Origin of the sequence: Acidisphaera sp. L21 (assembly GCF_009765685.1) — a bacterium.
Lineage (GTDB): Bacteria > Pseudomonadota > Alphaproteobacteria > Acetobacterales > Acetobacteraceae > LMUY01.
Genome location: NZ_LMUY01000072.1, coordinates 18254 through 29801, shown reverse-complemented (window position 1 = coordinate 29801; position 11548 = coordinate 18254). Strand labels below are relative to the sequence as shown.

The following is an 11548-nucleotide window of genomic DNA, read 5'->3' as shown; positions in this document are numbered from 1 at the left end:
GTGCCGGAATTGGCGCTGGGCACGCCAGGGAGCTACGGCATCCTGCAGACTCAGGCGCAGGCGATGGTCAGCCACCTCGATTTCGGGCTGGCGATCCAAGCCGCGATCGACGCCCCACGTGGTCGCCTGTGGGATGGGCGCCTGGTGGAATTCGAGAACCGGATCGACCCGACGGTGCTCGTTGCCTTGCGCGGCCTGGGGCACGACGCCCAGGCCTTCCCACTGGCTTGGAGCATGCGTGTGGGCGGAATGCAGGCGATTCACCGTGAAGCCGATGGGCGGCTAGTCGGTGCGGCCGATCCTCGTCGAAATGGGGCGGTCGTTGTCCAGTCGGCCGCGCCATCGGCTGATTAGGCTGCAACGTCCTGTGGTTCACACAGCTGGTTCGGCACTCGTCGGGTGGACGCCCTCACGCCATGTCCAGCGTTTCAATCTGAGACACGTCTACGTCGTGCTCGGCATGCCATGTGTCGTAAGTGGCCTGCATGCGAATCCAGAACCCGGCGCCGTTGCCGAACAGCTTGCCCAACTTCGCGGCGACAGTTGGCGTGACGGGCTGCTTCCGGGTGATGATGTCGTGCAGGGTCTGCCGCGACAAATGGAGCCGCTGGGCGATGTGGGTCTTAGGCAGGCCGGTGCCTGGTATAACGATCTCGCCGAGCAACTCGCCGGGGTGGCTGGGCTCGATCGACTGATCGCGCAGTGTGCCGTCAGCCATGGTAGTCCTCCAAATCGACTTCGATTGCATCTGGGGCGAGCCAACCAAAGGTAATCCGCCAATTGCGTGAGACTGCCACCGCGTATCGTCCGCTCATGTCGCCGATTAGCGCATGGAAGCCAAAGCCAGGCAGGTCCATCTCTTCCGGCGCTTGCATCACATCCAAGACGGAAAGCAGGATTTTGACCTTTTTGCGCCAGTCTGGGCGTATGCCGCTAACGTTTCCCCTGGTCCAGTAGCTTTTCAGATCTTTGCTGCGGAAGCTTGCGATCATACGGCGGTGTAAGGCAAAGGCTTACGAGAGTCAAGTCATGCCTTACGGGCCTCTACGTCGCGTTGACGCTACTACGGCATCTGACAATCAGGGCTTGTCGGGAACGCCGTCGCGGCTGGAACGGTATCAAGCACATCGTACCAGGCATGCGGCTCTGGCAATTGCGCGGATGGCCGGACGCGAACGATGTACAAATCATGCATCACCATGTGGTCGCTCGCGCGGAATTCGCCGTGATGCGCGAATATGTCATCGAACTTATGACCATCAAGCGCATGGATCACGGCATCGGCATCCGTCGTGCCAGCTGTTTGCACGGCAGTGAGCCATTGGGTGGTCGCAGAGTAGTCCGCGGCCTGGGCAGCAGTCGGGCGAAGTCCGTTATGGTCGGCCGCAAAGCGGTTCGCCCAGGCACGGGCGGCTTGGTCCAGGTTCCAATACCAGGGTACGGCTGCAACGATCCCCGCATAGCCATCCTTTACCCGATCCACGTCGGAGAGGTAGAGCAGCGCGGTTGTCACCGTCGCCTTCAACCCGGCCTTCGTGATGTCAGTGGCGCCGTTATCGCCCTTGGCCCCGTCGCTGAACACCGCAACCACGTTGGGTTGCGAGCTCCGCACATCATCCAGCACAGACGAGAAATCCGTCGTGCTCGCCGGCACCACGATGGATTTCACCACCTGGTCGCCATGCGCCGTCACGATCGGCGACATGAGCGACGCGCTGCCTTTACCGAACCCCGTATCCTCGGCGATGATGACCCATCGCTTGTTACCAGGTTGCGACGCCAAATACCTCGCCGTAGCGGTCGTAATTGACGGCAGATCGAACGAGTAATGGTAGAAATAGCGGCTGCAGGCGGCCCGGGTGAGGGTTGAATTGGCCGCGCCGGTGGTGATCGCAAGCTTGTGCCGGGTGGTGGCGATCTTGGAGACGGCCGCCGCTATTGGCGAATTCTGAATGTCCATCAGTAGATCGGCGCCGGCATCATAGGCCTGGGTGGCGAGCGCCGGTGCTTCGGCCGCCTTGTTGTGATCGTTGAGGGCATCGACGACGATCGGCCGCCCCAAGACGCTGCCGCCGAAATCGGCGACTGCCATCCGGGTTGCGTCGACCCCGCCGTTTCCAGCCCGGGCATTGTAGAGATCGTCATTAAGATCGGCGATCACTGTGATGCGAATCGGAGCTGGGGCCTGGGCATGCGCTACGCTGGCAAGTGCCGAGGTGGCGAGCAGGCAGGCAATCAGTCTTGCAACCACGGCACAGATCCTTTTCGAGACAGCATCAAGCGTTTTCTGCAGGTGCCCGATCGTCATGGCGTATTGGAACGGCAACTGCCCTTCGTAGACCGCCCTTCCCCGGCTTGGCTACCTTCACGCGACAGCGCGCATGAGACGCGTGATCGGCTCCGTGGGCCTACTCCTTCGCAATGACAGAGCGCAGCGACACGGAGGAGGCCGGATATAGCAGTATCACCTACCCGGTCTGGCCCGACGTCAAATACGACCCTCTGTGATGCCGGCGCGGTATCAGTAATCGTCAGCTTGGATATTACGCCGGCTTGTATGTGCGGGCCGGCGTTAGAACGCCAGGAGGTTGTCGCGCAGCATGGTGAACTCGTATTTTTTGCGAACAACACCCAGCCTCTGCAGGGCTGGGGTAAGGCCGTCCGCTATCTCGGTGATGTATCTGCGGGTGTGATCCGGGTCCATGATCAGGAACCCGTCGCCACCAACCGCGTCCATCACCTCTGCCATCTGGGCGGCCACGTAATCGGGCGTGCCAACCAGGTCGGCATCGCGCAGTGCACGGCCCTGCATCACGATGTCCCGCGGGGTCCGGCCGGAGAAGCCTTTGGCGGATGATTGATGGCCGTTCGAAGTCAGCTCCGGCAGCTTTTCGTCCAGCGGGAATTGGGAGAAGTCGATGCCGGTGACGCGGGACATGTTGGCCAGGTAGAATTCGATGTTCTCCTCCGCCTCGGCCAGGCGCGCCTGCTCGCGGGCACGTGCCGCCTCCATGGTTTCGGCGATGATTGGGGCGATGAGGAACATCAGCTTGAGATGGTCGGGGTTGCGGCCGAAGCCGGCGGCCTGGCGCCGGATGTCGTCGCGGAATTCCTTCATTTGGCCCACGCTGCTGGCAGACGCGATAATGGTTTCGGCCCATCGTGCGGCAAAGGTTCGGCCGCGGGGGGAGCCGCCGGCCTGGCAGATCACCGGGTGCCCTTGGGGGGATCGCGGCGCGGAGAGCGGGCCGCGGGAGCGGAAATATTTCCCCTCGTGGAAGACTGGACGCACTTTTTCCGGATCGGCGAACATCCCCCGCTCCGGGTCGATGACCATCGCGTCGGCTTCCCAGGAGTCCCAAAGCTTCTGCACGACTTCGACGAACTCGTCGGCCATTTCGTAACGCTCGTCGTGCGGAAATTGCTTGTCGTAGCCGAAATTTTGCGCGCCGCCGTCATTGCTGCCGGTGACCAGGTTCCATCCGGCGCGACCGTCGCTAATGTGGTCGAGCGCGTTGGTCAGCCGGGCTAGCAGGAAGGGGTTATACTCGGTGGTGGACAGGGTGGTGATGACGCCAATCTGTTTGGTCTCTCGCAGCATGATCGGGGCGACCACCGACGGGTCCAGCTTCGGCGAGTCTAGTCCCAGCCGAAGATAGGTCTCGTGCGAATTCTTATAGGTATAGGGAACGTTGTTGGAATCTTCGATCATCACGTAGTCGAAGGCCGCACGCTCCAACTCCCGGGCGAGATGAACCAGGTTGTCGGGCTTGACCCAGCTATGCAGATTTGGACCACCCCACTGGCTGCGCCAGCCCTTGGGCCCATAGCCCTTCATGACGAACCAGCCAAGGTGAAAAGGCGTCTGGGCCATCGCGGTATAAACTCCTCGTCTGCACGCGCATCGCGCATCAGGATGAAGCAAGACATATGCCGCACTGCAGCATACGGCCGGCAGTGCCAAACACCTCGCAGCGTGCTTAGATTTTAGGCAGTTGCGCCGCATCGCGGGCACCCTCTAGTGCGGTCCGGTCGATTTGCCCGGCATTGCGCCAATTTGCCGATCGAGTCAGGGTGCCGATCGTCAACGAGCAGATGAGGCGCATGATGTCGCAACCAGCAAGTCTTGTGATTCGCGGCGGCACTATCGTCGACGGCAATGGCGGCGTGCCGTTCGCCGGTGACATCCTTGTGCTCAATGGTAAAATCGCCCAAATCGGGCAGGTATCCACTCGCGGCGATCGGGAGATCGACGCGACCGGCAAGATCGTCGCGCCGGGCTTCGTCGACATCCACACGCATTATGATGGCCAGGCGATCTGGAGCAACCGGATGGACCCGTCCTCCTGGCACGGCGTCACGACGGTGATGATCGGCAATTGCGGCGTCGGTTTCGCCCCCTGCAAGCCCGAACAACGCGAGGTTATGGTCGCGCTGATGGAGGGGGTGGAAGACATCCCCGAAGTCGTGCTGACCGAAGGGCTGACCTGGGATTGGGAGACGTTCCCGGATTACCTCGATCGTCTCGGTGAGCGGCAATACGATCTGGACATCGTCACGCAGGTGCCGCACGCCGCCATTCGCGTCTACGTCATGGGCGACCGCGGCGCCAAGCGGGAGCCCGCAACGCCCGACGATATGAAGGAAATGGCTCGGCTGACGGTCGAGGGCATCCAGGCCGGCGCCCTCGGCTTCTCCACCTCCCGCGCGATCATCCACCAGACGCTGGCGGGCGAGCACACACCTACCTTCGGCGCCGCCGAGGAGGAGTTGGCGGTGATCGCCGAAGCCATGGGCGACCTTGGGGCCGGCTGGTTCCAACTGATCACCGATTTCGACGACCCGGTGGACGAGTTCCACCTGCTGCGCCGGGTTGCCGAGCGCGGCCGTCGACCAATGAGCCTGACCTTGGCGCAACGCGAGGGCAAAACCGGCCATTGGAAGCTGCTGCTGGACCTAATCGCCCAGGCGAATGCCGATGGGATTGCGATGTTCGCGCAGGTGATGGGGCGCCCGATCGGCCTCAATTTGGGGTTCCAAATTTCCCAGCATCCCTTCGTGCATCGCCCCAGCTACAAGGCGCTAGCCCATCTTCCCTGGGCCGAACGCGCTGTCGAGCTGGCAAAGCCTGAGATACGCGCCGCCATCCTTTCGGAAGAGACAGAAGACGACCTGCAGCGCCGCCGGCTGGAAAAATTCGATCGCATTTTCGTCCTGGCCGATCCACCGGATTACGAGCCGGAAATCACTCAAAGCATGGCCGCCCGGGCAGAGCGGTTGGGCATCTCAGCGCAGGAGCTCGCCTACGACACCATGCTCGATGGCACCTTCCTCTATCGCCCGATCACCAACTACGTGGACGGCGATCTGAATGTCTGTGGCGTGATGATGCAGCATCCGAACGCCCTACTAGGCCTCGGCGACGGCGGCGCCCACCTGGGGATCATCTGCGACAGCGCCACCTACACGCACACGGTGGTGCATTGGACGCGCGACCGCACCCGCGGCCCGAAGATGGCGCTGCCGTGGATCATCCAGAAACTCACCCGTGACCCGGCGCGTGCCATTGGCCTGAACGATCGCGGCGTGCTCGCCCCTGGTTTCAAGGCCGACATTAACATCATCGACTACGCGGCGCTGAAGATCGAACCGATGACGGTGCAATACGACCTGCCAACCGGTGGCCGTCGCCTGATGCAGGAAAGCCGCGGCTACGTCGCCACCATCGTCAGCGGCGAGGTAGTGACCGAGAATGGTGTGCCCACCGGCGCGCTGCCGGGCCGCCTGGTGCGCGGGCGGCAGGACGCGCAGACGGTTCGGCTCGCCGCGGAGTAACAGCCGGGCTGGGGCCACGTGGCATGCGCGTTGCTAGACAACCGGTATTGCGCCAAGGCGGCCCCGTTGAGCCGCCAATCGGGATGGAAACACAGGGGTACGTGGCAAGGGTTAATCGACCAAAGGGGACAGCATGCCGATCGATTTGAACCCGTCGCGACGGGGCCTGCTATGGACCGCCAGCGCCGTCGCCGGGCTGAGCCTTTCCCCCGCTTGGATGCGCGATGCCAAGGCACAAAAATCGGGCGGCACGCTGACGGTCGCGTTGTCCAACAACCCGATCACCTGCGACCCGATCAACATGTCCAGCCATGATTCGGAGATCCTGAGCCAGACGATCTGGGGAAATCTCGTCGAATACGCCGTCGAGGGCGTGCTTCGTCCGCAATTGGCCAAGGCGCTGCCGACCATCTCCCCCGATAAGCTGACCTATGCGTTCGAACTGCGGGATGATGTATTCTTCCAGAACGGTCAAAAACTGACGGCTGATGACGTCAAATACAGCTTCGAGTACTTGATCAACCCGGCCAACAAGGCGTCCCGTGGGTCGCTGTTCTTTCGGATTTCACATGTCGAAGTCGACAGCCCGACTAAGCTGCGCGTTATCCTGAAGGAGCCGTATGCGCCCTGGTTGACATTCCTGACGAAGTTCATGGGCATCTGGCCGAAGGACTCACGCGAGAAGTATGGCGATGACTATTTCCGTCTGACCCCAATCGGTATTGGCACCGGGCCGGGAATTTTTGAGGAATGGCGGCCGAACGACTACGTCAGTTTCAAGCGCAACCCGAACTACTGGCAAAAGGGCCTGCCGCATTGGGACCGTCTGGTGGTGAAGGTGGTGCCGGAGGATTCAACCCGCGTTGCCTATCTGCTGAGCGGCCAGGCCGACATCATCGGTGCGCCGCCGCCGCGCGATTTCGCCCGGCTGAAGTCCCGCCCCAAGATGCAGGGTGGCGCCCGCGTCACCAATGGCGGTTGGTGCGTCATGCTGCAGAACAACGCCAAGGCGCCGTTCGACGATGTGAACTTCCGTCTGGCGGTGGCCCATGCGGTGGACCGCAAAACAGTCGCGGATAAGATCTATTACGGACTGATCGAGCCGTCCTCGGTGCCGGCGCCGACATCGGGCTGGTGGTACGACAAGACGGCCGGCGAGATGATGACCTACGATTTGGACAAGGCCAAGGCATACATGGCCAAGTCCAAATACCAGGGCGGGGCCGCGACGTTTGAGCTGTTGACGACGGCGGAAGCCTATTTGTTGGACACCAACGATTGTGCCGTGTTCCTGCAGGCAGAACTGGCCAAGGTCGGCATCAAGGTGGTGCTGAAGAAGGGCGCGTTTGCCACGGTGAATCCGCAAATCTTCCGCGGTGACTACCAGAGCGCCATCGTGAACTTCATGGCGCCGGGCGATCCAACCTACATGCTAAACGTCAGCTTTACGCCGAACCAGTTCCTATCCAAGGCAACGGGCTATACGGACCCGAAGGTGGGTGATTTGCTGACCGCCGCCTATAAGTTGGACGATACCGACCACGCCAATTTGCAGCCGATTTATTCCGAACTGCAGCAATATCTGACCACCACCTCTCCCGTCACCTGGATCGGCTTTTTCGACGCGGCGAATGTTTGGCGCGACCGGGTGAAGAACTTCAAGGTGAACCAGGGGCTGACCATCACGGTCCGCGACGTCTGGCTGGATTAGCAGGCCATGGCCTCCCTGTTTCTCCGCCGCGCCGGAGTCTCGTTGCTGTCGCTGTTGCTGGTCAGCCTGGTGCTGTTCGTGCTGACACGCTCCATCCCCGACAGTCCGGCTCGTATCGTGCTGGGCGACGAAGCTACTCCGGCCGACATCGCCCATTTTGACGCCGATCACGGCCTGGATAAGCCGATCCTGGTGCAATACTTCCGCTGGGTCGGTGGCATCGTATTCCATGCAGATCTCGGTAAGTCTTTCACCACCGGCCTTCGCATGAACGATCAGGTGGCCAACACTCTCCCGGTCACGCTGGAGTTGGTGATGCTGGCCTTTGTTGTGTCCGTCGTGGTGTCCTTGGCGCTGGGCACCATGTCGGCCGTGTTGCGCGATACGCCGCTGGATTACGGCGCGCGGCTGATTGCCGTGCTGGGCGTGTCTGTGCCTGGCTTCTGGCTGGCGCTGGTGTTGATCCTATTCTTCGCCGTTGACCGCGACTGGTTCCCGCCCGGCGGCGTGGTGCCGATTACGGATGATGTATACGAGCACCTGCGCTCTCTCGTGCTGCCGGCCTTCTGTCTCGGGATTTTCTACATGGCAGTGCTGACGCGCATGACTCGCTCCAGCCTGCTGGACGTCTTGGGCCAGGACTTCATGCGCACCGCCCGTGCCTCGGGCCTTAGCCGCCCGCGTGTGCTGATGTATGCGCTGCGTAATGCGCTGGTTCCGGTCGTCACCATCGCAGGGATGTCATTCGGCCACATGTTCGGGTGGGCCCTTATCATCGAACAGGTGTTCAACATCGACGGCCTGTCCCACGCCTTGCTGCAAGCGATCCAACAGCGCGACTACGCTATGGTGCAGGCGGTGGTGATGGTGTTCACCGTCGTGTTCGTGGTGGCCAACCTCTGTGCGGACGTGGTGAACGCCTCGCTTAACCCGCGCATGGCGGCAGCGGCATGATCCGGCTCCATCGTCTGGTCAACGGCTTTGGAGGGCCGGCCGGATTCCTGGGCGCGTTGATCGTGATCGCTCTACTCGTGATGGCCGTGGGTGCGCCGTGGATCGCGCCGCGCGACCCCTTGTTGGTGGACATTTCCAACCAGTTGCTAGAACCCGGCGGCCAATTCCCATTCGGGACCGACCAGTCCGGCCGCGACGTGCTCAGCCGGGTCATTTGGGGCACCCGAGCCTCGCTCAGCGTCTCCGCTATCGCAGTGGTCATTGGCATGGCGGGCGGCGTCACGCTGGGGCTAATTGCGGGGTTCTATCGCGGTGGTTGGATCGAACAGATCACCGTGCGGTTTCTGGAGGCGATTTCCGCCATCCCGATCCTAATCTGGGCCATCGCCCTGGTCGGGATTTTCGGGGTGGGCGACATGCGCGTCGGCCCCTTCGTGCTGGCCAATGAAGCTAAACTGATGATCCTGCTAGGCTTGCTCTATATCCCCACGTTAGCGCGGGTCACCTACACCACTGCGCTCGTGCAATCGCAGGCAAATTTCGTTTTGGCCCGGCGTCTGCAGGGCACGGGTGGCCTGCGGATCATGGTGTCGGACGTGCTGCCGAACTGCCTATCCCCCGTCATCGTGCAGGCCACTTTGCTACTGGCGATCGGCATCATCATCGAGGCCTCGGTCAGCTTCGTGGGCCTTGGCGTGCAGCCACCGACGCCCAGTTGGGGCAACATGCTGGCCGACGCCCGTAACTACCTCATGTCCGGCGAATGGTGGATCTCCGTCTTTCCCGGCGCCGCGATCTCCCTCGCCGTGGTAGGCTTTAACTTGCTGGGTGACGGCTTGCGTGACCGGCTGGACCCTCGCCACGCCGCCGCGGTGCTTGCGACGTGAGCGGCCCCTTATTGCAGATCGACGGGCTGCACATCGCGTTCGGTTCCCGCAGTGTTTGGCGTGACGTCGTGCGCGGCGTGGATTTGCGGGTTTCCGCCGGGGAGGTGGTCGGACTGGTGGGCGAAAGCGGCTCCGGCAAAAGCCTGACGGCGCTGTCCGTGATGGGATTGTTGCCGCTGGGCGCTAAGGTGAGCAGCGGCCGCATCCTCTTCGACGGCACGGAATTGGTCGGCATGCGGGATGGGGCGATGAACAAGCTCCGCGGCCGCGATATCGGCATGATCTTTCAGGACCCGCTCAGCGCGCTCAATCCTGCGATCCCTGTTGGCAAGCAGATCGTCGACAGCCTGCGCACCCATGCTAGCATGACGCGGCGTGCTGCCGAGGCCCGCGTGGTCGAACTGCTAGACCTCGTCGGCATCAACCAGCCGGCCGAGCGCGCCCGCGCCTACGCGCACGAACTGAGCGGCGGCATGCGGCAACGGGTGATGACCGCGCTGGCCGTGTCCAGCAACCCCAAGCTGCTGATTGCGGACGAGCCCACCACCGCGCTGGACGTGACGGTGCAGGCGCAGGTTATCGGCATGTTGGATCGTATCCGCCGGGACCTTGGAATCGCGGTCCTGTTCATCAGCCATAATCTGGACCTGGTGGCGTCGATCTGCGACCGGGTGTCGGTCATGTATGCCGGGCGGGTGGTGGAAAGCGGCGCGGTGGAGCCGCTGTTCGACGCACCACGCCACCCTTACACACGCCAACTTCTGCGGTGCGTCCCACGGCTGGATGGCGGCACCGGGCCCATGCCGACCATCCCCGGCCTGCCGCCCCGCTTCGGGTCCGTTCTGCCGGGTTGCGCCTTCACCCCCCGCTGCGTGGTGTCGCAGGCGCGCTGTTCCGCCCAGGCGCCTCCTATGCGCCGCGAGTCCGGCCATCTGTCTGTCTGTTGGGAAGGCGTGCCATGAGCACCGATGCGCCTCCGATCCTGGAACTGCGTCAGATCCGCAAGGAGTATATGCTCCGACAGGGCATGCTGGCCCGTCTGCGGGGTGGCGGCAAACCGTTCGCCGCGGTCGATGGCGTGTCGTTCGCAGTGCCACGAGGCAGCATCTTCGGCCTGGTGGGGGAAAGCGGCAGCGGCAAGTCCACCCTGGCCCAAATCATCGTGCGGCTGATCGAACCCACCAGCGGCACCATGCTGTTCAATGGGCAAGATGTCGCCGGGCTGGACAGGGCGGCGGCGCAACGCTTCCGCCGGGGCGTGCAGATGGTGTTCCAGGACACCGGTTCCTCGCTCAACCCGCGCAAGCGGGTGCGCCGGGTCATCGCCGAGGCATTGGCCGCCCGCGGCGTTACGCGCGCCAACGCGGCCACCGAAACCGCCAGGCTGATGGATCGCGTCGGGCTGGACACGCCGATGCTGGCCCGGTTCCCGCACGAGCTTTCGGGCGGCCAGCGTCAGCGGGTCGGCATTGCGCGCGCTCTGGCGATGGCGCCGGATTTGTTGGTCGCGGACGAGCCGGTCTCGGCCCTGGACGTCTCTCTGCAGGGCCAAATCATCAATCTGCTGCAGGAGATCAATGCCTCGCTTGGGTTGTCGATCGTGCTGATCAGCCATGACCTGGCGGTGGTGGCCCGGGTATGCTCGGCACTCGGCGTGATGAGCAAGGGACACATGGTAGAATCTGGCCCGCCAAGCCGGGTTCTGGTCGCGCCGGAGCATCCCTACACCCGAACCTTGCTGGCGGCCGTGCCAAGCGGGTTGAAGGGGCGGCGCCAGACGGATCGCACTTTAATGGATGCATTTGCCGCCGGGGATATGGCAGCTGCAACGGCCCCCGTGGGGAGCGAAGCCTGAGCGACGGACACGCGCGGTCGCCTCGGTGCGAACGTGCGGTCCTCAGCAGTCTAGGCGGCTAGAACTACTCCCATTTCGCTGCGGAAGCATCGGCGCCTACGCTCTTCAACGCTCGCCTCGTCCACGCCTTTGCCGGCGGTGCCGGCTGCTCGGGCCGTTTGGCAGTGGCCTCAGTATCAACCGGGGTCGGCGACACGAAACGCTCTGCTGCCGCTACCAGGATGCCGGCACGCAGCCCAGTCGCACTGCCGCCACCGAGTTGAAAGAGGCCGCGCCAAGCGAACAGGTCTTGGCGGTTCGCAATCA

The 11548-nt window shown here is 62.9% G+C and carries 11 protein-coding genes; 7 read left to right on the top strand and 4 right to left on the bottom strand.

Features of this window, described 5'->3' with window-relative positions:
• Window positions 1-354, top strand: a 354-nt coding sequence (locus tag GSQ76_RS14020; RefSeq protein ID WP_174247346.1) for a gamma-glutamyltransferase, incomplete at its 5' end; no start/stop codon positions are given.
• 55 nt (window positions 355-409) lie between these two features.
• On the opposite strand, the gene GSQ76_RS14015 is transcribed toward GSQ76_RS14020, so the two are convergent.
• From GSQ76_RS14015 to GSQ76_RS14000, 4 genes are all read right to left on the bottom strand, one after another.
• The gene (locus GSQ76_RS14015; RefSeq protein ID WP_158744534.1) at window positions 410-718 is read right to left on the bottom strand and encodes a HigA family addiction module antitoxin; all 309 of its coding nucleotides are present in this window, start codon (window positions 716-718) and stop codon (window positions 410-412) included.
• Window positions 711-992 carry a type II toxin-antitoxin system RelE/ParE family toxin gene (locus GSQ76_RS14010; protein WP_158744533.1) on the bottom strand — a complete coding sequence of 94 codons (282 nt, stop codon included), beginning with the start codon at window positions 990-992 and terminating at the stop codon, window positions 711-713. Before GSQ76_RS14010 ends, GSQ76_RS14015 begins: the two co-directional genes overlap by 8 nt.
• A 71-nt stretch (window positions 993-1063) precedes the next feature.
• A complete protein-coding gene (locus GSQ76_RS14005) occupies window positions 1064-2251 on the bottom strand; it encodes an ABC transporter substrate-binding protein (RefSeq protein WP_158744532.1) in 1188 nt (395 codons plus the stop codon).
• Window positions 2252-2572: 321 nt separating this feature from the next.
• The gene (locus tag GSQ76_RS14000) at window positions 2573-3874 is read right to left on the bottom strand and encodes an NtaA/DmoA family FMN-dependent monooxygenase (protein ID WP_158744531.1); all 1302 of its coding nucleotides are present in this window, start codon (window positions 3872-3874) and stop codon (window positions 2573-2575) included.
• Window positions 3875-4104: 230 nt separating this feature from the next.
• Between GSQ76_RS14000 and GSQ76_RS13995 the strand changes: the two genes are divergently transcribed.
• The 6 genes from GSQ76_RS13995 to GSQ76_RS13970 all read left to right on the top strand — a co-directional run bounded on the left by GSQ76_RS13995 (window position 4105) and on the right by GSQ76_RS13970 (window position 11242).
• Window positions 4105-5835: an amidohydrolase family protein gene (locus tag GSQ76_RS13995; RefSeq protein WP_216851061.1), complete on the top strand. Its 1731-nt coding sequence runs from the start codon at window positions 4105-4107 to the stop codon at window positions 5833-5835.
• A gap of 133 nt (window positions 5836-5968) precedes the next feature.
• Window positions 5969-7546 (top strand): ABC transporter substrate-binding protein, encoded by a 1578-nt coding sequence (locus tag GSQ76_RS13990; RefSeq protein ID WP_158744530.1) that lies wholly within the window; start codon window positions 5969-5971, stop codon window positions 7544-7546.
• A 6-nt stretch (window positions 7547-7552) separates the two neighbouring features.
• Window positions 7553-8500 carry an ABC transporter permease gene (locus tag GSQ76_RS13985; protein ID WP_158744529.1) on the top strand — a complete coding sequence of 316 codons (948 nt, stop codon included), beginning with the start codon at window positions 7553-7555 and terminating at the stop codon, window positions 8498-8500.
• Window positions 8497-9387 (top strand): ABC transporter permease, encoded by an 891-nt coding sequence (locus tag GSQ76_RS13980; RefSeq protein WP_158744528.1) that lies wholly within the window; start codon window positions 8497-8499, stop codon window positions 9385-9387. Before GSQ76_RS13985 ends, GSQ76_RS13980 begins: the two co-directional genes overlap by 4 nt.
• The gene (locus GSQ76_RS13975; RefSeq protein WP_158744527.1) at window positions 9384-10349 is read left to right on the top strand and encodes an ABC transporter ATP-binding protein; all 966 of its coding nucleotides are present in this window, start codon (window positions 9384-9386) and stop codon (window positions 10347-10349) included. The genes GSQ76_RS13980 and GSQ76_RS13975 overlap by 4 nt, the downstream gene beginning before the upstream one ends.
• Complete coding sequence (locus GSQ76_RS13970; protein ID WP_158744526.1) at window positions 10346-11242, top strand: ATP-binding cassette domain-containing protein; 897 nt, start codon at window positions 10346-10348, stop codon at window positions 11240-11242. Before GSQ76_RS13975 ends, GSQ76_RS13970 begins: the two co-directional genes overlap by 4 nt.
• Window positions 11243-11548 lie beyond the last annotated feature (306 nt).

Excerpts from the sequence above, each read along its gene's own strand:
- GSQ76_RS14015 (WP_158744534.1), bottom strand. The coding sequence starts at position 718 with ATGGCTGACGGCACACTGCGCGATCAGTCGATCGAGCCCAGCCACCCC.
- GSQ76_RS14010 (WP_158744533.1), bottom strand. The coding sequence starts at position 992 with ATGATCGCAAGCTTCCGCAGCAAAGATCTGAAAAGCTACTGGACCAGG.
- GSQ76_RS14000 (WP_158744531.1), bottom strand. The coding sequence starts at position 3,874 with ATGGCCCAGACGCCTTTTCACCTTGGCTGGTTCGTCATGAAGGGCTAT.
- GSQ76_RS13995 (WP_216851061.1), top strand. The coding sequence starts at position 4,105 with ATGATGTCGCAACCAGCAAGTCTTGTGATTCGCGGCGGCACTATCGTC.
- GSQ76_RS13990 (WP_158744530.1), top strand. The coding sequence starts at position 5,969 with ATGCCGATCGATTTGAACCCGTCGCGACGGGGCCTGCTATGGACCGCC.
- GSQ76_RS13985 (WP_158744529.1), top strand. The coding sequence starts at position 7,553 with ATGGCCTCCCTGTTTCTCCGCCGCGCCGGAGTCTCGTTGCTGTCGCTG.
- GSQ76_RS13980 (WP_158744528.1), top strand. The coding sequence starts at position 8,497 with ATGATCCGGCTCCATCGTCTGGTCAACGGCTTTGGAGGGCCGGCCGGA.
- GSQ76_RS13970 (WP_158744526.1), top strand. The coding sequence starts at position 10,346 with ATGAGCACCGATGCGCCTCCGATCCTGGAACTGCGTCAGATCCGCAAG.